This is a genomic window from Sphingobium sp. HDIP04, from assembly GCF_000445085.1.
In the GTDB taxonomy this organism is placed as follows: Bacteria; Pseudomonadota; Alphaproteobacteria; order Sphingomonadales; family Sphingomonadaceae; genus Sphingobium; species Sphingobium indicum.
In genome coordinates this window covers 22,326-45,931 of record NZ_ATDO01000048.1, presented here as the reverse complement: position 1 = coordinate 45,931, position 23,606 = coordinate 22,326, and the positions used below count along the sequence as shown (strand labels likewise).

The 23,606-nt window shown below is 63.4% G+C and carries 25 protein-coding genes; 20 read left to right on the top strand and 5 right to left on the bottom strand.

Annotated features, from left to right (window positions below; translation table 11 throughout):
- Positions 1-13 precede the first annotated feature (13 nt).
- Both L286_RS27990 and L286_RS27985 read right to left on the bottom strand, forming a co-directional pair.
- Entirely contained in the window at positions 14-508 is a 495-nt protein-coding gene (locus L286_RS27990) for a helix-turn-helix domain-containing protein (protein WP_020818511.1), read from the bottom strand.
- 167 nt (positions 509-675) lie between these two features.
- Positions 676-1,125 carry a hypothetical protein gene (locus tag L286_RS27985; protein ID WP_020818510.1) on the bottom strand — a complete coding sequence of 150 codons (450 nt, stop codon included), beginning with the start codon at positions 1,123-1,125 and terminating at the stop codon, positions 676-678.
- 349 nt (positions 1,126-1,474) lie between these two features.
- Here L286_RS27985 and L286_RS27980 point away from each other — a divergent pair, with 349 nt between their 5' ends.
- The 19 genes from L286_RS27980 (at position 1,475) to L286_RS27890 (ending at position 20,576) form a co-directional block, all read left to right on the top strand.
- The gene (locus L286_RS27980) at positions 1,475-1,795 is read left to right on the top strand and encodes a hypothetical protein (protein WP_020818509.1); all 321 of its coding nucleotides are present in this window, start codon (positions 1,475-1,477) and stop codon (positions 1,793-1,795) included.
- Positions 1,796-1,853: 58 nt separating this feature from the next.
- The gene (traL, locus tag L286_RS27975) at positions 1,854-2,144 is read left to right on the top strand and encodes a type IV conjugative transfer system protein TraL (protein ID WP_020818508.1); all 291 of its coding nucleotides are present in this window, start codon (positions 1,854-1,856) and stop codon (positions 2,142-2,144) included.
- Position 2,145: 1 nt separating this feature from the next.
- Positions 2,146-2,712, top strand: coding sequence for a type IV conjugative transfer system protein TraE (locus L286_RS27970; protein WP_020818507.1), 567 nt, complete (start codon positions 2,146-2,148; stop codon positions 2,710-2,712).
- Positions 2,709-3,509 (top strand): type-F conjugative transfer system secretin TraK, encoded by an 801-nt coding sequence (locus tag L286_RS27965; protein WP_021223067.1) that lies wholly within the window; start codon positions 2,709-2,711, stop codon positions 3,507-3,509. Before L286_RS27970 ends, L286_RS27965 begins: the two co-directional genes overlap by 4 nt.
- 4 nt (positions 3,510-3,513) lie before the next feature.
- A complete protein-coding gene (locus tag L286_RS27960; protein ID WP_020818505.1) occupies positions 3,514-4,839 on the top strand; it encodes a TraB/VirB10 family protein in 1,326 nt (441 codons plus the stop codon).
- Positions 4,826-5,698 (top strand): DsbC family protein, encoded by an 873-nt coding sequence (locus L286_RS27955; RefSeq protein WP_020818504.1) that lies wholly within the window; start codon positions 4,826-4,828, stop codon positions 5,696-5,698. The genes L286_RS27960 and L286_RS27955 overlap by 14 nt, the downstream gene beginning before the upstream one ends.
- Positions 5,695-6,675, top strand: coding sequence for a TraV family lipoprotein (locus L286_RS27950; protein WP_048574957.1), 981 nt, complete (start codon positions 5,695-5,697; stop codon positions 6,673-6,675). The genes L286_RS27955 and L286_RS27950 overlap by 4 nt, the downstream gene beginning before the upstream one ends.
- 1 nt (position 6,676) lies before the next feature.
- The gene (traC, locus tag L286_RS27945) at positions 6,677-9,268 is read left to right on the top strand and encodes a type IV secretion system protein TraC (RefSeq protein WP_020818502.1); all 2,592 of its coding nucleotides are present in this window, start codon (positions 6,677-6,679) and stop codon (positions 9,266-9,268) included.
- 3 nt (positions 9,269-9,271) lie between these two features.
- Complete coding sequence (locus tag L286_RS27940) at positions 9,272-9,631, top strand: hypothetical protein (RefSeq protein ID WP_020818501.1); 360 nt, start codon at positions 9,272-9,274, stop codon at positions 9,629-9,631.
- Positions 9,624-10,277, top strand: a complete 654-nt coding sequence (locus L286_RS27935; RefSeq protein WP_020818500.1) for a type-F conjugative transfer system protein TrbI — start codon at positions 9,624-9,626, stop codon at positions 10,275-10,277. The genes L286_RS27940 and L286_RS27935 overlap by 8 nt, the downstream gene beginning before the upstream one ends.
- Positions 10,258-10,794 (top strand): S26 family signal peptidase, encoded by a 537-nt coding sequence (locus tag L286_RS27930; protein ID WP_020818499.1) that lies wholly within the window; start codon positions 10,258-10,260, stop codon positions 10,792-10,794. Before L286_RS27935 ends, L286_RS27930 begins: the two co-directional genes overlap by 20 nt.
- A 47-nt stretch (positions 10,795-10,841) precedes the next feature.
- Complete coding sequence (traW, locus tag L286_RS27925) at positions 10,842-11,447, top strand: type-F conjugative transfer system protein TraW (protein ID WP_021223066.1); 606 nt, start codon at positions 10,842-10,844, stop codon at positions 11,445-11,447.
- Complete coding sequence (locus L286_RS27920) at positions 11,447-11,716, top strand: hypothetical protein (RefSeq protein WP_020818497.1); 270 nt, start codon at positions 11,447-11,449, stop codon at positions 11,714-11,716. The genes traW and L286_RS27920 overlap by 1 nt, the downstream gene beginning before the upstream one ends.
- On the top strand, positions 11,713-12,735 hold the full coding sequence (gene traU, locus L286_RS27915; protein ID WP_020818496.1) for a conjugal transfer pilus assembly protein TraU: 1,023 nt from the start codon (positions 11,713-11,715) through the stop codon (positions 12,733-12,735). Before L286_RS27920 ends, traU begins: the two co-directional genes overlap by 4 nt.
- A gap of 11 nt (positions 12,736-12,746) precedes the next feature.
- Positions 12,747-13,493 carry a type-F conjugative transfer system pilin assembly protein TrbC gene (gene trbC, locus L286_RS27910; protein ID WP_020818495.1) on the top strand — a complete coding sequence of 249 codons (747 nt, stop codon included), beginning with the start codon at positions 12,747-12,749 and terminating at the stop codon, positions 13,491-13,493.
- A 17-nt stretch (positions 13,494-13,510) separates the two neighbouring features.
- Positions 13,511-15,325 (top strand): conjugal transfer protein TraN, encoded by a 1,815-nt coding sequence (locus tag L286_RS27905; protein ID WP_029986356.1) that lies wholly within the window; start codon positions 13,511-13,513, stop codon positions 15,323-15,325.
- A gap of 145 nt (positions 15,326-15,470) precedes the next feature.
- On the top strand, positions 15,471-16,292 hold the full coding sequence (locus L286_RS27900) for a conjugal transfer protein TraF (RefSeq protein ID WP_025160430.1): 822 nt from the start codon (positions 15,471-15,473) through the stop codon (positions 16,290-16,292).
- A 74-nt stretch (positions 16,293-16,366) separates the two neighbouring features.
- Positions 16,367-17,758, top strand: a complete 1,392-nt coding sequence (locus tag L286_RS27895; protein WP_021223064.1) for a conjugal transfer protein TraH — start codon at positions 16,367-16,369, stop codon at positions 17,756-17,758.
- Between the two features lie 16 nt (positions 17,759-17,774).
- A complete protein-coding gene (locus tag L286_RS27890) occupies positions 17,775-20,576 on the top strand; it encodes a conjugal transfer protein TraG N-terminal domain-containing protein (protein WP_020818491.1) in 2,802 nt (933 codons plus the stop codon).
- Between the two features lie 6 nt (positions 20,577-20,582).
- On the opposite strand, the gene L286_RS27885 is transcribed toward L286_RS27890, so the two are convergent.
- The gene (locus tag L286_RS27885) at positions 20,583-20,789 is read right to left on the bottom strand and encodes a hypothetical protein (RefSeq protein WP_020818490.1); all 207 of its coding nucleotides are present in this window, start codon (positions 20,787-20,789) and stop codon (positions 20,583-20,585) included.
- Between the two features lie 135 nt (positions 20,790-20,924).
- Between L286_RS27885 and L286_RS27880 the strand changes: the two genes are divergently transcribed.
- Positions 20,925-21,353, top strand: a complete 429-nt coding sequence (locus tag L286_RS27880; protein ID WP_125445839.1) for a hypothetical protein — start codon at positions 20,925-20,927, stop codon at positions 21,351-21,353.
- Positions 21,354-21,399: 46 nt separating this feature from the next.
- Here L286_RS27880 and L286_RS27875 read toward each other — a convergent pair whose 3' ends face one another.
- Together L286_RS27875 and groL are read right to left on the bottom strand one after the other, a co-directional pair.
- Positions 21,400-21,786, bottom strand: a complete 387-nt coding sequence (locus L286_RS27875) for an STAS/SEC14 domain-containing protein (protein WP_020818488.1) — start codon at positions 21,784-21,786, stop codon at positions 21,400-21,402.
- A 158-nt stretch (positions 21,787-21,944) separates the two neighbouring features.
- A complete protein-coding gene (gene groL, locus L286_RS27870; RefSeq protein ID WP_020818487.1) occupies positions 21,945-23,564 on the bottom strand; it encodes a chaperonin GroEL in 1,620 nt (539 codons plus the stop codon).
- Between the last annotated feature and the right edge of the window lie 42 nt (positions 23,565-23,606).

The following is a 23,606-nucleotide window of genomic DNA, read 5'->3' as shown; positions in this document are numbered from 1 at the left end:
GAATCCGGTCGGGCTAGATCCGGAAGTCATCGCTCTCGGCCAGGCGTGCACGGCGGGCCAGCTTGGCGCTCACCTCGTCCAGCAGTTTCCGGACGACGGCTCGCCTGACCGGCACCGCCCATTCCGGGCGGACTTCCGAGCCATCGATGCCTTCGAGTTCTTCGAGCAGAACGATCAGGCCTTCCGGCATGTCGACGAATGCGTCGCAGATCATTGTGAAGAGCACGTCATGGCGCTCGATCAGGGGCTGCGGGATCGTCCCGCTTGCCTTGATGCGCACATAGGCCGCGACGATGTCGGTTCCGAGCGCGTGCAGGATGATCTGAAGCTCGTCCACAGTCATGGGCGACCGCTTCGTGGGGTCGCTGTGCAGCAGCAGTCCCAGGCGCGTCTTGCTGATGCCGGTGAGGGCGGCGAGCTTGCGTTGCGGGATGTCCTTTCGGTCCATCATGCACCGAATGAGCGGTACGAAATCGCGCAGGATCGTTTCGTCATCCGGCTCGAGCACGAACTATGATCCAGCTGTGGCGCGAGACGACATTAGCCCCCGAACCTCCCCGTTAGGGGACAAGGCAAACACGGTGAATCCCGCTTTGCAAGCGTCGTTGGAGCCAGAGTGAGCGCAATATTCCAGCGCAGATACCGCGATATAGCTCGCGAAGATCGGGCGATTTCCTAGTTTAGCCGCGTGCTCGTGCGCCCCGGTTCGCCCCCGTCAAGGCGCTGCTCAAGCGACAACCGGTCCAGTATCTGCGAGGTCTTGAGCTCGACGACATAGTCGAACAGCAGCGCCGAAAGCGCGTCGCCGATCGTCAGTGTGGTGTCGAGGCGGCGGCCGAGAGCCTGCCGCATTTCCTCAAGCGCCTGGGCATTCGCATCAGAGAGCGGAAGCCGGATTTTCACGTCGCCATGGGTCGGAATCGCCGCGAAATGCTCGCGCATCGTGCGCACTTCATGCCTGCCCGCGGCACCCGGTTCGGCGAGCCGCGCCGCGACCAGCGATACGAGCGTCTGATGCTCGTTCGTCTCATTGGAGAATAGGCGCAGGCACTCGGTGGTCAGCCGAAAGAGATATCCGGAGACATCGAGCACAAAGCCTTCGTGTTCGGCGGCCGTCGTCCCCACGTCGAGATGAATCCTTCTTCCTGAAAGGCAGCATGGCGCTGACTACTGCGACGGAGCCTGGAGTCTCGATGGTTAATATCTGCTGAGTCGTAGCCCCGAGTCTACCGGGACGCCACCAGCGCCGCAATTTCCGGGGCAAGTTGTCCCGCATTCCGGGCCAGTCTGCCCCGTAATCCGGGGCGCCATGCCCCGAATGAGCGGGCAGGCCGCCCGGCGTTCGGGGGCAGGGCCTCGATCGGCGAAAGATTCTTCCCCCGTCACCCCGGCTGCCCGTGACGACCCGGCCGCGGGTTGGTCAGCTTTCCCTGGGCGCGGTTCTCGTCGCGTCTCCAATTGAAGGGAACCCAACATGCAGTCAGTCCTGAAAGAGACCGGGCGCGCAGAGTTGGCGATCGTCGTGATCGCCGCCCTCCTGTTCGCCTCCTTCTGGTTCGCCGGTCCGGCATTCGCCGGCGCCGACACGACCTTCGACACGGCGCTCAACAAGTTCACCGATTTCCTCGAGGGCTCGGGCGGCAAGATCATCACGGTGCTTTCGCTCGCGGGCGGCATCGTCGCGCTCGCCTCCGGTCGCTTCTCCATGGGCCAGATCGCCATCCCGGTCGGTGTCGGCGTCGGCGCCGGCACGGGCATTCCCATCGTCACGTCGACGGTCACCGCGACGATCTGATCATTCCTGCGGTCGGGCGAAGTAGCAGCTTTGACCGACCCAAGGAGAGGGTGGTGCAATGGCGGCGGATAAGTACGTCATCCCGACTCATCTGGATGATCCCGAGCTGATCGGGCTGTGGACCCTGGATGAGTTCCTGGCGATGGTCATCCCCTTCGTCTGGGGGATTCTGTCTCAGCACATCCTCATCGGCATGTTGCTTTCGGGTGCGGGCTGGTGGGGTCTCAGAAAAGCGAAGGCAGGCCGGGCGACGTCATGGCTTCTCCATCTGGCCTACTGGTTTCTTCCGGCCGGCTTCACCGGTCTGAGAGCCACGCCACCCTCGTACCTTCGATTGATGGCGGGGTGATATGGAACTTTCCTACAGCCATTCGCACAGCCAGCGGGTCTTGCGGCAGCGGAATCTGCTCGCGATCGTCGCCGTCGGCCTCTGCGCACTGACGATCCTGCTGCTTATCTTCACGGTGTCGCGGGACCGCGAAATCGTGCTGCAGCCGATCCTGCGATCGCCGGTCACGGTAAGCTCCGCCGGGGTCAGCCGCGAATATCTCGAGATGATCACGCGCGACACGGTGGTGCTCACCCTCAATCGCAGCCCGCAGAACCTCGAATACTGGATGAACGCGGTGCTCGATATCACGGCGCCGGCCTCCCAGGGCAAGGTCAAGGCGGACCTGCTCAAGATCGTGAACGAACAGCGTGGATCTTCGATTTCGCAGTTCTTCACGATCGAAAAGATGGAGCTCGACACGAAGGGGCTGCGCTCGGAGGTGACGGGCAGTCTGCATACGATCGTCGGCAATCGGGTCATCTCGAACGAGCGGCGGACCTTTCGGTACGACTGGGAATATTCCGGCCTGTCCCTGAAGCTGATCGGCTTCGGCATGGTGACGGCCGAGCAGGGGAAGGATCAATGATGTCCGTCTATGTCGTCGGCAGTGCCGCTGCGGGCACCGCCTTCCTCTCGCGCGTCAACTGTCATCTGAGCCGTTGCACGGGCGCTGCGCTGATAGGCATTGCCGTTCTGCTGAGCGCGCAGCCCGCCTGGGCCGATCAGACCATCATGGCGGCGGACAGCAGCCAGGTCGACTGCCAGGCGTCCGCCAAGGACCTGACGCGTATCAGCCTGGTCGAAGACGAGTTCGCGTCGGTCTCCAAGATCTCCACCGGCAATCCGACCGATGACTTCTCGGTCGTCAACGAGCCGGTCCGCGGCGACATCTACCTGTCCGTTCCCGACGGATTTGCCCGCCCGGCGCTCTCCTTCTTCGCCACGAGCAAGCGCGGCTATGTCTACAAGTTCGTCTGCCGGATCGGCGGCGACCAGGCCGCCCAGGTCTTCGTCTCCAATCCGGCGATCGCAAACGAACGCGCAGCGGAGAACGGTCCGGCCGAGAGGCTCGGGACCCACGATGCCGCGGTCGAGCTGGTGCAGGCGATGTATTCGAATGCGGTCGCCGACGGCTACGAGATGCGCCAGCGCGCCTTGCGGCCGGTCTATGTTGGCACCCTCAAGGTGCAGATGATCGCGGAATATCGCGGTTCGGAGCTCAGCGGCAAGGTCCTGCGCATCGAGAACAAGGGTCCGTCAGAGGTCGAGCTGACCGAAGCGATGGTCGCTCCAGCGAGCGCCCTGGCCGTGTCGATCGCCGAGAGCAAGCTCGCTCCGGGCAAGGTCACCACCGCCTACCTCGTGTCCCAGAACGGAAGGTGAGGACATGGCATTATTCGATTTCCTGAATCGCAAGCGTCCCGCTCTTGATGGGGCTTCGGACGAGGGCGTATCTCCTGTCGCCAGCGATCTCACCGCGAACGAAGCCGTTCGCCGCAAGCAGCGCCTGCTGCTGGCCGGGGTGGCGGGCGCCGGCCTGATCCTCTCCTCGTTCTGGATCTTCAGCGGCGATGAGAAGGGCGACAAGCTCGCCGACGACGGCACGAGCGAGGTCACCGTTTCGACCAAGGACCTGGTGAACCGCAATCTCTCGCAGCAGGAGTGGATGGCGCTCTCGGAGAACCGCTTCCAGTCCACCGAAAATCAGTTGAAGTCGATCGACGGCCAGAACCGCCGGCTGGAGATGCTGACCGCCCAGGTGGAGGCGCTCAAGGGCCAGAACCAGGCAATGCAGGCCGACGGCCAGCGCGTGCTGTCGGCCTATCAAGCCGAGAACGAGCAGCTGCGGCGGCAGATCAATGCGCGCCCGGCCGCCACGCCGCCCGCGCCCGGCCCGGCGGCGCTCTACGGCCCGAACGGACCGCAGGCTTACCAGCGTCCCGACGGTGCCCCAGGCGCCGCGGCGCGCGGACCGGTGGGCACCGCAAGCGAGGTGAAGCTTGTCAGCTTCAACACGGCGGAGACGGGGAACGCCACGCGGGTCGCCAAAGGCAACACCACCTACACGGACAGCGTCAATTATTTGCCGCCGAACAGCTTCGCGAGGGCGAAGGTGATCGTCGGCGTCGACGCGAGCGCCGGCGTGAACAGCCAGACCGACCCGCTTCCGGTGGTGCTCCGCGTTACGGGGCCCGCGCGTTCGGTCTATCAGAACGGCCGGCTGCTTACGACCAAGATCGAAGGCTGTCTCATCAACGGCGCGGCGCGCGGCGATCTTTCGAGCGAGAAAGTCTACGTCAAGCTGCAAAAGATGACCTGCCCGCAGCCGGGCGGCCGCTACGCCGTGTCGGAGGTGAAGGGATTCATTGCCTTCGGCGGCAAGACCGGCGTGCGGGGAAGGGTGGTGTCCCGCGAGGGCTCGCTCGTCACCCAGGCGTTCCTGGCCGGGCTCGCCGGCGGCTTCGGCCGCGGCTTCTCCGCGAATGCCAACAGCGTGTTCCAGGGAACGAACATCACCACGAACGGGCAGCGCGACAAGCTTTCGACGGGCGAAATCCTCGAAGGCGGCTTTGGCGAAGGCGTCGCGCAGTCGGGCGACATGGTGTCGAAATATCTGATCGAGCGCGCCGAGCAATATCAGCCGGTGATCGAAATGCCGACCGGGATCGATGTCGAAATTGTTTTCTTGGAGGGTGTCTATGTCCGCAATTGATCGTGTCCGCTCGCTCACTCGGCGATCGCGCCTTCTGGTTGCGACCGGCGCGGCCCTGAGCGTCGCGGGCATCGCGCTGGCCGCAGATGTGGGCAGCGCCGAAAGCCAGGTGCAGGCGCTCCTGAAGGCGCGGTTACCCAAGACTGCCGTGAGTGCGATCGACTGCGGCAAAATTGCGGGCCTGTGCGAGATCACCGCGGGCGAGAACCTATTCTATGTCGACACCAGCGCCCGCTATCTGGTGATCGGGCGCGTCTATGACATGCAGACCCGTCAGGACATAACGGCGGCGCGCCTGCTCGAGATGAACCCCGACATGCTGGTCGGCTCCTCCGCGCGGGCAAACGCGCTTGCCGCCGGCGGCGAGGAGGAGGCGGGCCAGCAGCTGGCGGCAGCACCTGCACGGCTCGAGCGGCCGGCAAGTCCCGCCAAGGCGCGAACGCTTTCGCTCTCGAGCCTGCCGAAGGATGGCGCGATCGTCTGGGGGAATCCGGCGGGCCCGACCGTCACGGTCTTTTCGGATTTTCGCTGCGGCTATTGCCGGGCGCTGACTGGCGTTCTCAAGGACATGAACGTGCGCGTGGTCGAGCGGCCGATCTCGGTGCTGGGAAGCCGGGATCTCGCCGACCGGGTTTACTGCGCCAAGAACCGCGAGGCTGCGCTCCATGCCGCCTATGCCGGGCAGCCGATAAAGGGCGAGGCTTCGTGCAACACGGCCGGCCTCGATGCGAACGAGGCCTTCGCGCAGCGGAACGGCCTCAATGGCACTCCCGTCATCGTGCGTAGCGATGGCGCGATGATCGAAGGATATCGCCCCCGGGCTTTCCTTGAAGCATGGCTTCGGGAGGCGCGGTCATGAGAAACGCTGCGTTGCATAGCCCCTGGCGCCGTCTCGGCGCGCCGCTGCTGCTTTCGACCGCTCTTGCGCTTGGAGGTTGCGCAGCGCTCGGCGGAAATGTGCGCGGCGACTTTTCCTGCGCTGCTCCTGATGGCGTCTGCGCGCCGAGCGCAACGATCGATGACCGCGCGCTTGCCATGATTACGGCAGATGCAGCTGAAGGGGTCGCGCTTCCGGCTGACGCTGCCCCGCGTTCCACCAGGGATCGGAGCCGTCTTGGCTCATCGAGGCGGACCGCCGCCACTGTCCCCGCCGATCCAGCCCGGACGCGCGAGAAGGTGCTCAGGATCGTCTTCCAGCCCTACATCGACGAGCGCGGCCGCCTGCATGAGAAAAGCGCCATACATGCGGTCGTCGCGAGCGGTGAATGGCAGCAGAGCCTTGCGCAGACCGTCCCATCCAATGCGCGTCTGGACTACGCGCTAGGGGTCCCGGAGAGTCTGGCCGATGCCGTCGACCGCGTCGACCCGCCGGGTGGGTCGCCTGGTGTTGGGGATCCTGCTGCGCCGGATCCCGATGCCGTCGCTGCCGCGCGTGCGAGGAGAGGCGACCCGCTCGAGACAATCAAGGCGGATGTCGCCGCGCGGCTCGCGCAAAAGCAAAAAAGCCCAGCAGCCGCAGCCCCCGCGGATGGTGTTGCCCACGCACCATCCGTAACCGCCTCGCCGGCGCCCTTGTCCCCCTCTGGGGCGCCGGCGGGCGGCCATGCGAGGGAGCCGGCGGCTTCTGCGGCGCCGCCGACGACGATCTCTGCGGCGGGCGAAAAGGCCGTCGAACGGGTGAAAAGCGATCCCGCCTATCGGCAGATTGCCGGGTCCGCTGCGAAGGATGCGCGTGATGCCGCCGCTGATGGCACTCCCGTCGCCTCGAAGCCGAACCTATCTGCGCCGACCGTTCGCGCCGCGGACTTCCCCGCCTCAGTGCCGGAGGATCATTGAGATGGCGGGGAAGGGCGGCTTCTTCGAGAGCCTTCTTTCAGGGATCCTCGGCGACAGCCAGCGTCCCGATGCGGATCGGCCGGAGCTTGGCGTGCCCATGCTGGCCGACTGGCTCCCTTATCGCAGCTTCGACGCAAAGACGGGCGTGTTCTACAACAGCGCGTCGCGGGGCTTTGTGATCGAGGCAGCTCCCTTGATCGGTGCAGACGAACGGACAGGGGAGATCCTCACCCAGTTCCTTTCCGAAGCGATCCCCGCGCCGGGATGCCTGCAATTCCACCAGTGGATGAGTCCGCGCGTGTCCGAGCGTCTCTCGCGCTGGTATCTTCCGCGCTACTCGGCTCGCGGCGTCTACGAGCGCATGGCGAAGCACCGCATCGACTTCCTGACCGACGGGGTGTGGCGCTCGCTCTCCGCGGATGCGCCATTCTCGCTGCGGAACCACCGTGTGGCGATCTCCTACTCGACCCCGGAATCCTCGAGCGTGTCTGTCGAGGAAATCGTGGCGGTGATGGACGGTCTGATCTCGGCCCTCGCATCGATCAATGTGCCGGCCCGCAAGATGGATCCGACCGACCTCATCGGGTGGATCGACGACATAACCTCGCCGACCACTGCGGCGGGGGAGGACGTCGTCAACTACAATCCGCTCGATCCGATTGCGGACCAGGCGGTGCGCCGGGATGTGGAGCTTCACATCGAGCCCGATCGCATGCTGCTCAGAACCGAGCGATTTCGGCCAACCGGGGCGACGGTGGACGAGGCGCCCGAGATCGGTGAGATTCTGCCGGACGTCTTCGACGTTCGCTCATTCTCGGTCCGGAACCTGCCGAGCCGCTGGGCGCCGTGGGATGTCGCCCGGCTCATTGGCGACATGTTCACCGACAAGCTCAGGATGCCATGTCCGGTCGCGACAAATCTGTGCGTCGAGTTCCCCGATCCGCTGGCATCGTCGAACAAGGCGAGCTTCAAGTTCATGCGCACCACGAGCCTTGCGGACTCCAAGTCGGCGCGCTTCCTGCCGCAGCTGCGCGAGCAAAGCCAGGAATGGCGTTACGTCAACGACGAGCTGCGCCAGGGGCGCAAGCTGGTGCGTGTCTTCTTCAGCGTGACCTCCTTCTCGCCGAAGGGCAGGGGGGACGCCAACGAACGCGTGCTCAAATCGGTTTATCGCGCAGCGGGCTGGGACCTGCTCGACGATCGGTACCTGCAGGTGATGGGCCTTTTGTGCGCCATGCCCATGACAATGGCGAACGGGCTTGCACGCGACCTCGAGCGCATGAAGCGGATGCGCACATTGCTCACGACAACGGCGGCGAACCTGGCCCCGATCCAGGGCGAGTATCTCGGCGGCCAGGTGCCGCATCTCATGCTCATCGGTCGGCGTGGACAACCCTTCTTCTGGAGTCCGTTCGAGAATGCGGCGGGCAACCACAATGTCGCCGTCTTCGGCAAATCGGGGTCGGGCAAATCCGTGACGCTGCAGGAGCTCTGTGCCTCCCTTTGCGGTGCCGGCGCGCGCGTCGTCGTGATCGACGACGGTCGCTCCTTCGAGCACTCCGCCAAGCTCCAGGGCGGCGCGTTCGTCGAATTTACGATGTCGTCCGGCTTCTGCCTCAACCCCTTCAGCATGATCGATGAGGAGCTGGCCCGCAGCGACGAGGATTACCTGCTCGACTGCATGGCGATGCTCAAAGCCATCGTGAACCAGATGTCGCGCCACATCGACCGGCTGAACGATACCGAGCGTGGCCTCATCGACGGGGCCGTTAACAGCGTCTGGAGCGAAAAGGGACGCCAGGGCTCGATCGACGACGTGATCGCTGCGCTCGAAGCCACCGGAAATGGCCTTGCCATGGATCTTGGCATCGCCATGCGCCCCTTTTCGTCGGCAGGGACGTACGGGCGATTTTTCCAGGGCGAGGTATCGTTCGAACTGTCGGCGCAGCTCACGGTGTTCGAGCTCTCCGACCTTTCATCCCGCGAGGAACTGCGCAGCGTCGTGCTGACCGCGATCATGTTCATGTCGCAGCAGATGATGCGCAAAGTCGATCGTTCGGTCCCGAAGGCGCTGCTTCTGGATGAAGCGTGGCAGATGCTGCGCGGCGGTGCGATGGCCGATTTCATCGAGACCTATGCTCGCACCTGCCGGAAATATGGCGCGGCGCTGGTGACGGCGACGCAGTCCCTGAACGATTACTATAAGTCGGCCGGGTCCGTCGCGGCGCTGGAGAACTCCGACTGGTTCGTCATTCTCCAGCAGAAGCCCGAGACAATCGCGGACTTCAAGAAGCACGACCGCTTTGAGATGGACGACTATACCGACGCGCTGCTGCGGTCCTTGAAGATCAACGGCCGCGAATATTCCGACATCCTTATCAAGGGCCCCGAGACCCTGGCCGTCGGCAGGCTGGTGCTCGATCCGTTCTCGGCCACCGTCTATTCGTCGAGCCCGGCTATCTACGCGGCGATCGAGGCGCTGGTCGCGCGAGGGCTAAGCATGGATGAGGCGATCGAACGGGTCGCCTTCCCCGGCAATCCGGAAAAGTGGGCGTCGCACGAGCAAGTCGACGTTGCCGAGGCGGCGGAGTAGGCCATGGATGCCGCAGCGCACAGGAGGAATGGCGCGGACATCGCGGTCGGGCGACAGCCCGCCCTGCGGAGCTTGCTCCATTTCTATCTGCACTTGATCGGCTTCACGGCATCGACGCTCTTGCTGACCTGGGGGCTGTTCGCGCTCTTCTTCGTGGCGCTCGGGGGTTTCTCGCTCGATGGGCTCATGCACCAGCTCAACAATTTGACGGCCCGCTACGTCGCCGCGTCTCCTGACCGCATCGCGTCATTCAAGAACATCTTCATCGCCGCACATCTCCTGATTGCCGCCGGACTGATCGTTCTGCGCCGCGAGAAGATCGTGCCTGCGGCCCTGCCCGAAGGAAAAGCTGATCATGGCTGAACAGACCGAGCTCGACCTGCCGTCCCCTGCGCCCCAACCGGCGGCCGCAGCGAAGCGCGCAATTTTCGCGGGCTTCTCGTCCGTTCAGATCGTCGCGGGCCTTCTGGTCATTGGTGTCCTGATATGGGGGATGTGGGTCACAAAGGCGCTGATCACGCCCAAGCAGGAGCGGATCGTTTCCGCGCGGCTGTCCTCGATCGTCGGCGAGTATGTCCAGGCACAAGCGCGCTCCACCTCTCCGCCGGCGCAAGTCGAGGCGGAGATGCGCAAGTTCATGGCATCGCTGGACAAGGAGCTCGAGCGGCGAAGCTCGGGCGGTGAGATCGTGCTCGTCGGGGAAGCCGTTCTCACGAAGAATGTCCCCGACATCACCGACAAGCTGAAGGAGGCGGTCTATGCATCCGGCGTTGCTCGGCCGAAGCAAGCATCGGCTCTGGAGCTTCAGCAGCTCGAGCAGCAGGCCATGCTCGCGGCACAGCCGCAGCAGCCCATGACGGCGCAGCCCGCGGCGCCGGTCGGATACCCGGATCCCATGGCACCGGCGCCTATGATGCCCGGGGCGCCGGCCGCGTCAGCGCCCCAGTACGAGCCGCCGGCTGCCACCGTTTCAACCTTTGGAGGTCCCGATGGCAGCGGCGGTCAATGACGCGGCGAAGCGGGGCTGGCGACCGAACCCGAAGCTTTGGCTTCTGCTTGGCGCCTTCGTCGGCGGAAGCGTTGCCCTGACAGGGCTGGCAGATTGGAGCGACGACCACCTTTTCCTCGTCAATACGACGGACTCCCTGCCGAACTGGGCCTTCCTCATCGAGCGGGGCCGCCTGCCTGCCAAGGGAGAGTTCATATTTTTCGATCCGCCGGCGAGCGCGCTGTTGCGCCGCCATTTTGGCGCCAGGCCAAGGATGTTTGGAAAGAAGGTCTATGCTGTCGCGGGAGACGTGATCGCGCATGACGGCATGACGGTAACGATCAACGGCGTTCCGACTGTTCGCATGAAGCCCTTCACCAAGGCGGGCGAACGCCTTGTGCCCGGTGCGACGGGGGTCGTGCCCCCAGGCTGCTATTTCGCGGCGACGCCGCACAAGGACGGCTTCGACAGTCGCTATGCCGAGATCGGCTTTGTTTGCGGCCGGCAAGTCATCGGAACCGGGGAGCCGATCCTGTGAAAGCTGTTCTGACAAGCGGTGCCGGCATCGCTTCATTCGCGGCGGCCATGCTCCTCATCGGCCCTATCCCTGGCGAAGCCAGGGATTATGGCCATGTCGGCCAGGTCTTTCCCATCATCGAGCCGGATCTGCTGGCGACGATCGAGGCGCGGCTGCGGCGGGCGGAGGGCAGCGGCGAGCTTGCCCGCATGAACGAGCAGTTTGCCAGAAGGGTCGAACAGAGAGTTCGCCGGCCCAAGCCTGTCGACGGGATCACTCCGGCGCGCATGGCGCGAAGCTGGGATTATGATCCGACCATCGCGATCGAGCGCGACATTCGGGACCAGAAGGGTAATCTGATTGCGGGTGCCGGTCATCGCATCAATCCGCTCGATTTCGTCGAGATAAAGCAGGACCTCGTCTTCGTCGACGGCGACGATGCGACGCAACTCGCGTGGGCGACCTCGCGCTATACGGATCTCAAGGCCAAGATCATCTTCGTCAACGGTTCGCCGATCGATGCGATGACGGCGAAGAAGCGGCGCTTCTATTTCGACCAGGAAGGCAAGCTCACTGCAACGTTCGGGATCGAGCATACGCCTGCGGTGGTCAGCCAAAACGGCAGGACGATGCGCGTTTCCGAGATCGTGCTGAAGCCAGGGAAGTCCGGCTGATGGCGCTGTGGCTCGACATGCTCCGAACGCCGATGGCGGCGCCCGAGACGGCGAGGCTAAGGACCATGCGCCTGTCCTGGCTCGCTCTCTGCGTCACCCTGGCCGGCGCAGTGACTCTTCTCGACCAGCTGCGCGGTCGCATCGGCCGAGCCGCGCCCTGTTTGATCGCCGTGCTGCTCGCCACAGCGCTCGTGGTCACGGTCCTTTACCTTCGGGCGAAGCGGCGCGCCGACGCGGCGTATCTCGATCAACTGGCGGAGAGAGAATGATGCGCGGACTTCGACCGATTTTCGGCACGTTTCTCGTCGTCCTGTTCGCCATCATGCTGGCGCCACGCGCCGAGGCTGCCGGTCCCACCTGCAATGGGAAGTTCGTCAACCCGATTACCGACGTCTGCTGGTCATGCCTGTTTCCGCTGTCGGTGGGCGGATTGAAGATCTGGCCGAGCGGCCGACCCGACACGAAGAACCCGGCGTCTCCCATATGCGCCTGTGCAGATCCTCTACCGCGCATCGGCATTTCCGTGGGCTTCTGGGAGCCTGCCCGCCTGGCGGACGTCACCATGAAGCCCTGGTGTTTTCCCAATCTTGGCGGAGTGCGCATCGCTCCGGGCTTCGATATCGGTCAGGGCTATCTGGCCGGCCCTTCGATGGTCGGCGGCAGGTCGCAGAGCACGGCCAAATGGCATGTGCATTGGTATGTCTATCCGCTGCTCTACTGGATGGAGATCCTTACGGATTTCGTCTGCTTCGAGCAGGCGAGCTTCGACATCGCCTATATGACCGAGGTCGATCCGCTCTGGCAGGATGACTCGCTTGCGGCGCTCATCAACCCCGAAGCGATCATTTTCGCAAATCCGCTCGCCAAGGCAGCCTGTGCGGGCGACTGCGTCGCCGGCACGGTGAACCTGCCGCTCGACCAGCTATTCTGGTGCGCAGGTTGTCAGGGGTCCATGTATCCCCTGAACGGGAACATCCCGGCGTCGATCGGCCATGTCCAGTCCTCGCGGCTCGCATTGTCGCGCTTTGCCTACAAGATGCACCGGCAGGCGCTCGCCTGGGGCACGATGGGCTCGGAAGGGCTGTGCAAGAAGTACCTCATGCCAGTCATGCGCAAACAGCAGTACCGGTTTCAGATGACCAATCCGATTCCGACGGTGAGCGGGCGCTTCGCCTGCTCGGCGATCGGAGCTTCGACAATGCCGCCGGATGCCGGTCGTGCCTATCCCGCGGGGGGCGAGGACATGGGCTATCTGGTCTGGCGCAAGCGCAACTGCTGCGTGCTGTGAAGGAGGGAGCGATGCGACTTCTCATCTTGGGCGCCGTTGGCCTCGTCGCAGCCGCCAGCATGACCGCTCTCCTGGCCCAGACCGTCGATGGCATCGATGTTCAGGCCATCAAGAAGCGATCGGCGGACCTTCAGGCGGATGCCGAGGCGTTCGTCGATCAGATCAAGGACCGCGGTGACGCGTTTCGGGAAGAGGCGGTTACCGTTCGTGACAGCGGCATGGAAAACATGCGGCGCGTCGCGGCGACGGATCTGCCGAAAGGACCTGCAGGGGCTGTCGACTTCGATGAAATCGTGCAGGGTGCTGCGACGAACGCCAAAGTCGGCGGCGGGGAGGCGCCGCAGCTCATCGCGTTCGCCAGCCTCTCGATGCCCCCCAAGGCGCTTCGCCAGCTTATCGAGGACACGGCGAGGGCAGGGGGCGTCGTCGTTTTCCGCGGCTTTCCGAACAATTCGATGAAGGAGTTCTCGCAGGCTCTGGGCAAGATCGTCGACCGGGAGGACGATTTCGCCAACATCGGCATCGACCCGAGACTGTTCCGCGCCTTCGACGTACAGGCGGTGCCGACCTACGTCGCGGTCTCATCGGATTTCGACCTTTGCGCCGGCTTTTCATGCCGAACCAAGGTCCCGCCTCACGACCGGATGATCGGCAATGTGACCGTCGAATATGCGCTGTCGTCGTTCGCCGAGGGCAACGGTCCGGGCGCGCGCGTGGCGGCGGTGGGTCTCTCCAATCTAAGGAGAGCGTTGCCGTGAGCGTCCGCTTCTCGCTGATGCTGCTTATCGCGGGTCTTGCCGCCGCCTCCCCCGCTTCTGCCCAGATGTCGGTCGAGGAGGCCCGCCAGGAAGGGCGCTCGCTCGCCAATGAGAAACGGCAGGATACGACGCTGGTGCCGACCGACAATGCCCGCGCGGAAGCGGTGCCGGGCTATGGCGGCACGGCGCTGCCGCAAGGCGCCTATTTCGACGATCCGGAAAGAATGGAAGCGGAAGCCGCGGCGACAAAGGCGTCGAACGAGCAGTATCGCATCACCACGGACGCGGACCGGACACGGCCGACGTTCAGCAATTCCGAGATCCTCGAGACAACCGCTCGCGCCACGACCGTCGAGAATGATCCATCGGCCTACCTCGCCGGGGAGAGCATGGGGGGCAGCTCCGGCTCGTGCGTCCCGCTCCCGCCGGGCTCAGGATCTGAGGGCTATTACGAGGCGACCTGCAACAGCGGCACCAAGGTCGAGGACAGGCCCGAGACCTGCACCATCCGCATGGTGCCCGAGGTGCAAACCGTCGATAGCTACAAATACTATGTGGTGCCCGACAGCGCATATGGAACCCCGTTCGCGCGCTATGCCGCCATTGCCCCTCATATTTCCTCAGGAGTCTGCAAGCCGACAGGCGTTCGGAAACAGGCCTGCGCTGCCCATCGCGACTATGGCTGGCCCTGGCCTGACAACAAATATTGCGATGATTATTATGCGACGGAATATGAATGCACGGCGGATTTGCCGGTCGCGCTCAGCGTCAGCCCGCTCACCGGGGCGTCGTGGCATGCAAAGGGCAGCACGAGCACTGTCGTAACAAGAAGGGTCGACAGCTGCGGCAGTCTTGCCGGCGATGAGATGTGTTCGTTGCAGCCTGGCGGGGATGTTTGCACGGAAGGACCTGAAACGCGGATCATCGACGGCGTTCCGGTGACGCAAGCCTGCTGGGCGTGGAAACGCGACTATGTGTGTCATCGCTTCACGCCGGCAAACGATTGCGGCGATCTAGAAGCGAACGGAAGCTGCTCCTTTCTGCGCACCGAATGCCTCGACGAGGAGCGGGATGGCGCCTGCAAGGTTGAGGAGCGGGTCTACCGCTGCCCGACACCCGGCAGCGCGGTGACCGATGCACCGCAATATATCTGCGGAGACGACGTCTATTGCATCAATGGCGACTGCGAGCCGATCGTGCGCGAGGCGTCGACCGAGTTCAAGGATGCGCTGGTCGCTCTTCACTCCATCGACCAGGCCGGCAAGGAGTTCGACGAGAACAACTTCACGGTTTTCCAGGGCACGCGAGAGACCTGCCACAAGCCGGTATTCGGGCTGATCAACTGCTGTGCCGGCAAGGTGTCCGGCTTGTTGAGCGTGGGCGCGGGCGCAGCCGCGCTTGCCGGCGGCCCAGGCGCGATCGCGGCCCTCGCCACGCCGTTCCTCGCGCTCTTCGCATGCTCTCAGGACGAGATGAAGCTCGACATCAAGGATCGTATGGGCTTCTGCCACAAGGTCGGCACTTACTGTTCGTCGAGCTTTCTCGGAATCTGCAAGACCCGGCGAACGGCCTATTGCTGCTTTGAAAGCAAGCTCAGCCGCATCCTGCAGGAGCAGGGACGAATTCAGCTCAGCAAGCCCTGGGGCGCTCCCAAGAAGGAGCAGTGCCTTGGCTTTACGATCGAGGAATTCGCCAGGCTCGACCTTTCCCTCATGGATTTCACCGAGGTCTATGCCGAGTTCGTCGATGCCGCGCGGCTTCCGGACGAAGTCGAGACGATGACCCAGATCCAGCTGAAAATTCAGGGGTACTATGACCTGCACGGCAAATAGCATGGTCAAGGACGCGATGCGCAGCGTTTCGGTGGAATCGACCGGCGCGGCGCCTACGGACGTCTCCGCCGCGGCCGACCTTTCCCGTTCCCTCCCGCGCATGAGGCTCGTGGGTGAGAGCATCTATCAGAAAGGAAGTTTGTCCATGCATCCAATCATGGCGGCGCCGCTTCTGGCGCTTTCGCTCGCTGGCCTGGCTGTTCCCGCGGCGGCCCAGCCGCGCGATGGAGCGTCGGATGGCGTCGAGCGGGCCGATGCCGGCGATGACTTTTACTGTGCAGAACGCAGGCTCGGTCAATGGTTCTATTGCAGCAAGCCGCGAGCGACGGAGCCGGAGAAGCAAGCCGTCCCGGTCCCGTCGAGCGCGGTCGAGCGCATGTCCGCCATCACCCGCCAGCTCGACGAGCTCAAGGCACGGGCGATCCTCGATCCGACCGAGGAAAATGTCATCGCTTACGTCCGATTTCAGCGCGAGCAGCTCGACCGTGCTTCGACCTTCTCAGACACCTGGCAGCGCGCGCTGTGGCAGAACCCCGATCTCGACTACACGCTGCAGCGGCCTGTTTCGACGGTGGGCAAGCGAGCCTGGCTCGATAACCGGCGCGCCGATCGCGATGCGGTTATGGCGAACCTTAGCCAACGCTACGGGCTCTTCTACTTTTATGCGCAGAGCTGCGGCGCATGCGACCTGTTTTCACCGATCCTGCGATCGGTGGCCGACAGTCACGGCATGGCGGTGATGGCGGTTTCGATGGACGGCGGGCCGAGCCGCGATTTTCCAAATTATGTCGTCGATGCGGGCCAGCGCGCGCGCATGGGCGTCCCGGGTAACGAGACGCCGGCGCTCGTACTGTTCGACACCGTCACCAAACGCACGATTCCGGTGGGATATGGGATTCTCAGCGCCGACGAGATCATGGATCGCATTTTCGCGCTGACGAACACCAAGGTGGGGAGCGACTTCTGATGGAACAGGTTCGCCGTCGCGGCTTGATCGGCCGTGTGCTTCGCTCGTCCGCTGCCTGGGCGGGAATATTGGCTATGGCCAATCTCGCGTGCACCGGGACCGCCCGGGCCGACGTCGCCTCCGAGATGAACAGCTTCTTTTCGGACGTGGGCGGCGCGGCGAACGTCACCGGCCCATCGGCGTTTCAGGGTCAATCGGCGGGCTATTACTCGCTGGGTAATGTCTGGACCCGCTTCCCGCAGAAAAGCGTCCAGCCGTTCAATCTTCAGCTTCCGAGCGCGCGTGCGGGATGTGGAGGTATCGACCTCTTCAGTGGGAGCTTCTCCTTCATCAATGCCAGCGAGATCATCGCGATGCTGAAGGCGACCGCCAACAATGCGCTCGGCTTTGCCTTCAAGCTCGCCATCGATTCTGTTTCGCCGGAGATCGGCAAGGTGATGGACGAGTTCAGCCAGAAGGCGCAGCTCCTCAATCAGATGAACATCTCGAGCTGCGAGACGGCGCAGGCGCTGGTCGGCGGAATCTGGCCGCAGATGGAGACCACGCGCGCGACGATCTGCGAAGCCGTCGGCAACAGCCAGGGCGTATTCTCGGACTGGGCGGCAGCCCGCCAGGGTTGCAACAACGGCAACAGGCGGGATTCGACCATCGCGGGAAACACAGACGCGTCGATGAAAGACCAGCTGGTCGGAGAACCGCATAACTACACATGGGAGGCCCTTAAGAAATCGGCGAAGTTCGGCGCATTCGACAAGACATTCTCCGAATATATCATGACGCTGGTGGGAACGGTCGTGACCACGCCGTCGACCGATCCGAGCGTGGGCGGGAAGGTCGTGATGTTCGGACCTGCCGAAGAAGCGGTCGTCACTGCGTTGCTCGATGGCACGGCCGACGCGCCGCCCGTCAAGATACTGAAGTGCAACGACGAGAATTGCTACGATGTGGGGGAGCAGACGCTCTCCGTCCCCGCTTCGTCCGCGCTGCGGCCGCGGATCGCCACGATGATCAGGTCGATGAGCGACAAGATCCGCTCCGATACTCCGCTGGACGCCGCCGAGAAGCAGCTCCTCAACCTCGCCACGGTTCCGATCTATAAGATCCTGGGAGTTCAGGCCTATGCGCATTATGCGTTGACGGAAGGCGAGATCGAGACGCTGTCCGAGATCGTCGCCGTCGACCTGCTTTCGGCGATGCTCGACAATATGCTCGACCGGGTCGAGCAGGCGAAGGTTCATTATCAGACCTTCGATCAAGAGACCGCGACGCAGTGGAAACAGCAAATCGCGTCTACCCGGGCGAAATTCAGCCAACGGGACGTCCGGCTGAACAACAAGCTCCAGGTGACGATGCAGATCATCAACCGAAGCATTATGCTGGAATCGACGCTCCAGAATTCCATGACGCCCGGTATGGCGGCCGCGCTGAACTTTTCGCGCGGCCTCAACGCACAGGGTCTGAACTAGGCGCGGGGGCAGACCGATGCTTGAGGTCTTCACGGTTGGTGGCGGCGAGTATCTCGTAAACATCTTCAACGCAGTCGCGGCGTGGTCGGGAGGCGGTGGCTATCGCTCGCTCATCCGCGTCGTCATGGTCATGGGCCTCATCTATTCGCTGCTCGTGGTGGCCTTCACGCTCAACTATAAGGCGTGGCTGAACTGGTTCCTGCAAGCGACGGCCATTTATCTTTGCCTGATGGTCCCGACGGTGGACATCAAGGTAACGGATCGCATCAACCCGGGCCTGACGCCATCGACGGTCGACAATGTACCGATGGGATTGGGGGTGCTTGCGAGCTTCACGACACAGGTGGGCGATTGGCTGACGCGGACGGCCGAGACCGTCTTCGTCATGCCGAGCGAGCTCAACTACTCGACGAACGGCATGGTGTATGGCGCGCGACTGTTCGATGCGACGCGCAACTTCATCATTCGCGATGCGGAGTTCTCGACCAACCTCGAAAACCATTTCAAGAACTGCCTGTTCGGCGATGTGATGCTTTATCAGAAGTCGCTGACCAATCTTGCGAAGGCGCCCGATCTCTGGGCTGCGGTCGGGCCGGGCTCGGAAGCCCGATCGCAGCAATGGCTTGAGCGACAAGGTGACGGAACGGTTAACAGCTTCATCATCACTTGCCGGCAGGCGTACCAGGCGCTCGACGCGCAATGGGGTCCAATGATCGAGGCCAACGCGCCTCTTTGGGGCAAGGAGGTCTATCCCAAGCTCAGCAACGCTCTGGCGGCGGACAAGCTCAAACACGACGTTCCCATCGTCAGTGCGGCCTTCACGGGCACGAGCAACAACTTTGCTGAGGTGATGCGCCAGAACACAGCAATCAATGCTTTCATGCAGGCCCGAAATTCGATGTCCGGCGGGACGGGCGCCGCAGAGATCGACACCTTCGCGCAGACCCGTGCCGACATTCAGGCGCGCAACACCTATAATTCGATCGCTCAGCAGGCGATGGCATGGGTTCCGATTTTGAACATCGTGCTGACGGTGGTCTTCTTCGCCATGTTCCCGGTCGTTTTCCCGCTCTTCCTGATGCCTCAGACGGGCGTCTCGACGCTGAAGGGCTATGTGACAGGGTTCTTCTATCTCGCCGCATGGGGGCCGCTTTACGTCATCCTTCACATGATCTGCATGACGCGGGCGACGTCGGCAGCGACAGGCGTCGCGGAAGGCGGCGTTACGCTCGCAAGCTATGCGGGGATCGGGGCGGTGAATGGCGAGACCGCCACGATCGCTGGCTTCATGCTTATGAGCGTGCCCTTTCTCGCGGCAGGCCTCGCGCGCGGCGCGATGTCGATTGCCGGGCATTCCATGTCCATGCTCGCGCCGGCGCAGAACGCTGCGGAAGCGGCGGCGCTGGAACAGACGACCGGCAACTATTCGTATGGCAACGTGAGCTGGGCGAATGCCACGTCGAACATGCGGCAGGCCGATCAATGGTCGACGGCGCCCACCTATATGGGCGGCGGCGCCAGCTTCGGGTGGCGTCAGGACAATGGCGCCATGGTGACGGGGTTCGGCAACGGCCAGGAGGTATATGATACATCCGCGGCCATCTCGCGCCTTGGGTTCACGCCGACGATGACATCGGGATCGGTCGCTGAATGGCGCGAAATGGCCAGCGAGGCGCATCGCCAGGCGCGTGCCTATGAGAATGCCGCCAACGAGATTCTGACCGCGACCCATGCGAACCGCAGCACGTTCGGAAGCTCAACCGAGCATACGCGGGGTTGGGAATCGAGCAGCGGCAATCAGGCGAATGCCTCTGTAGAGCAGTTCGATCGGCGCACGGGCAGCAGTACCCAGGGCCTGGAAGAGCGATCGACGATTTCGCAAAGCGAGCGCGTTTCGGGGCGGCACGATCGCCAAGCGCAGATATCCGATCAGATCGGTGGAGCACTTTCGGCCGGCCTTGGCGGCCGCCGCGGTGGCGGCAACGGAGGCTCGGGTGGGCGCGGGCTGCCGGGGCTCGGAATCAATGTGTCCAAGTCGGGTAGCCAGATGGACACCATGAATTGGACGACGGACGATTCTCGGAGCAGTGAGAGCGGCAACACCTCGTCAAGCGGGGTTCGTGACGAGCATGCGAACGGTAGCGGCGCTTCGACGTCGGAAGGCACCTATGCTCGGAGCGGTGTCTTCGCCCGTGGCTCAAGGACGGATTCGTCGTCGGTCAGCACCGAAGATTCCCTGGCTCTGGCGAAATCCTATTCGGAAACCGCGCGACGGCTCGATGAGCTGTCGCAGCAGCTCTCGCGCGACGCGAGCTATGCGGAGACGCATGGAATGCAATTGAGCGAGAACCTGAGTCAGGATCTCGCCCAATGGTATCGCCACCAGCAGGTCGCAAATCCGGGGCTCGACGCGCCGGAGCTCTGGGCGACCGACTTGACCGATCAGCAGCGAGCGGTTCGGCAGGAGATGATCACGCGCTGGATGGACGAAAAGCAGGCGTCGATCCGGTCCGAGATCGAGGGCAGGCTCCATGCGCCCGATCTCGTCGATGTGCACCATCCCTCCGTCGATAGCGCTGCCGACGTTCGGGCGGCCTACCAGCCTCGCGGGCTAGCCGGAGTGCCGGCCGGTCCCGGAGGCGGCCAGTCATCGACGGCAGCGGACATAATCGAAGAGGGCAGGGCGGATATCGACCTGACGCGTGAGGCTGCCCAATCCATGCGCGGTCAACGCATCCAAGGCGCGGTCGATGTTCAAAGCGAGGTAAACCGGGGCAGGGACCATGGCTTCTTCCATGATCCCAAGCTGCGAGAATGAGGAGCTTTAGACGAACAGGACGAAATAGCCGACGCAGCCAGCCATGAGCAGATAGGCCAATGCATAGCCGATGCGACCGCCGAGCGTAGGATTGCCATCGTGATCGACAGCCGTCCCTATTTCGCAATATTCCTCGTCAACATGCGTGCAGACCGGCGTGCCCGAAGCCTTGGTCCTATTATAGGTTTCGATGTCGAATTTCACGGTTCGCATGGTGAACTCCCAGGAAGTTCACTAGCATGTTCAATCTTTGTTCACAAGGGGCGGCACTGTCCGAACGGCCATACGGCGCGCCGCTTTGCCCGATTAGGAATGGTCAAACGCAAGGTTGCGCGGAGGGGGTTCGAGATGAAATGGATGGCAGTTGTCATTGCCGGTAGCGCCCTCCTGGCCCAAGGTGGCCTTGCGACGGCAAAGGAGAGTGCGCTGCCACCACGGGAGTGCGCCGCCAAGGCACAGGCGGCGGCGATGAAACTCCGGGATATGGCCTCTGCGATCGAAGCGGAGGCTGCTTATGCCGAGCGGCACGGCGGGGCGTTTTCGCCCGAGCTCACCCAGGAATTCGTTCAATGGTATCGCGCGCAGAGCGCGAAAGCCGGAAGCGAATTGCCGGATCTGGGAAAGACGGATCTCACAGTTGATGAGGCTCGGGCGCGGCAAGCGGCGGTTGACCGCTTTCAGCGGGAGAGAAGCGACCGCCAAAATGCCATGGTTGCCGCGATCCATCGCGAGGCTGCGAGGGGATGTCCGGTGCTTGATCGCCCCGCGTCAAGATAGCAGGGATCGTGGACCAAGCGGCCGATCTCAGTGCTGCAGCTCGTGTTCAGGCCCCGCTTTGCGTCTTCGCAGGGTCAACCCAGGCGAGTGCCTCGGCGCGCTGATCGGGCTCGAACACGCGGTAGCTGATGAACGGGAGAATTGCGCTTTCAAGGCGGCTGGCCAAGCGAATCCAGGCCTGATCTGCAACGATGGCAACGCGTCCGAAGCGGTTGAGCTTCCCGAAGAGGGGCATTGCCCGGGCGGTGTAAGCGGGCAAGCCCGACAATTCGATGCCGTCGATCGTCCGCGTCTCAACGAACATATGCACCTTTTCGTGTCGCGCCATCGCGCTGTCCAATCGGGTCATGATCGCGTCAAGATCCGAGCCGGTGATCTTGCCTGAGACTGCGAGGGCGAGCACGTCGTCCGAACTGTCGATAAACTCGTGCATTCTGATCTCCTGCCAGCACCATCCTACGAAATTTCTCGACCGAAGCTACCCTGATTCCGGTCCGGTCAGAAATGGGAGATAGTCGATGTAGCAGGCCCGCTTGCATTCGAGAGATGTGCGAGCAAGGGCGGGAAGGCCATGCCCTCCCGCCCAGGAGGTCAGTAATCCATCGCCGGCATCGGCGCGGCCTTATCTTCCTTTGGAAGCTCGGCCACGAGCGCCTCGGTAGTGATGAGCAGCGAGGCGACCGAGGCGGCGTCCTGGAGGGCGGTACGCACGACCTTGGCCGGATCGATGACGCCCGACTTCACCAGGTCTTCATATTCGCCGGTGGCGGCGTTGAAGCCCCAGTTGTAGTCGCTGCTTTCCAGAAGCTTGCCCACGATGAAGGCGCCGTCCTCGCCCGCATTGTCGGCGATCTGCCGCGCCGGCGAGCGCAGAGCCCGCCTGACGATGTCGATGCCGGACTGCTGGTCGTCGTTGGCCGCCTTGAGACCGTCGAGTGCCTTCAGCGCGCGGAGCAGAGCGATGCCGCCGCCCGGCAGGATGCCTTCCTCGACCGCGGCGCGAGTGGCGTGGAGCGCGTCATCGACACGATCCTTCTTTTCCTTGACCTCGACTTCGGTCGCACCGCCGACGCGAATGACCGCGACGCCGCCTGCTAGCTTGGCTACGCGCTCCTGCAGCTTTTCGCGGTCATAGTCGCTGGTCGTGGTCTCGATCTGAGCACGGATCTGCGCGACCCGGGCATCGATGTCCGAGCGTGCGCCTGCGCCATCGACGACGGTGGTGTTGTCCTTGTCGATGATGATCTTCTTGGCGCGGCCGAGCATCCCCAGCGTTACGTTTTCCAGCTTCGTGCCGAGTTCCTCGCTGACCACATTGCCGGCGGTGAGGATTGCGATATCCTCGAGCATCGCTTTGCGGCGATCGCCGAAGCCAGGCGCCTTGACGGCCGCGACCTTGAGCCCACCGCGGAGCTTGTTGACGACGAGCGTGGCCAGCGCCTCGCCTTCGACGTCCTCGGCGATAATGAGAAGCGGCCGGCCCGACTGAACCACCTGCTCCAGCAGCGGAATGAGGGCCTGCAGGTTGGACAGCTTCTTCTCGTGGATGAGAATATAGGGGTCCTCGAGCTCGACCTTGAGCTTCTCGGCGTTGGTCACGAAATAGGGCGAGAGATAGCCGCGATCGAACTGCATGCCCTCGACCGTTTCGAGCTCGGTCGCGAGGCTCTTCGCCTCCTCGACTGTGATGACGCCCTCATTGCCGACCTTCTCCATGGCTTCAGCGAGAATGCGGCCGACTTCAGCATCGCCATTGGCCGATATGGTGGCGACCTGGGCGATCTCGCTGTTGGCGCTGACCTTCTTGGCATGCGCAGCGAGATCCTGGACCACGGCGCCGACCGCCAGATCGATGCCGCGCTTCAGGTCCATCGGGTTCATGCCGGCGGCCACCGCCTTCGAGCCCTCGCGCACGATCGACTGGGCGAGCACAGTGGCCGTGGTGGTTCCGTCACCCGCCTTGTCGTTCTGCTTCGAGGCCACTTCGCGCAGCATCTGCGCGCCCATGTTCTCGAACTTGTCCTTGAGCTCGATCTCCTTGGCGACGGTGACGCCGTCCTTGGTAATGCGCGGAGCGCCGAAGCTCTTCTCGATCACGACATTGCGGCCCTTGGGACCGAGCGTGACCTTTACTGCATTCGCAAGCGTATCCACGCCGCGCAGCATGCGATCACGCGCGTCCGACGCAAATTTCACTTCCTTGGCAGCCATCTTGGCTTAACTCCTTTCCTTGTTCCTTCCTGAATGCTTGAG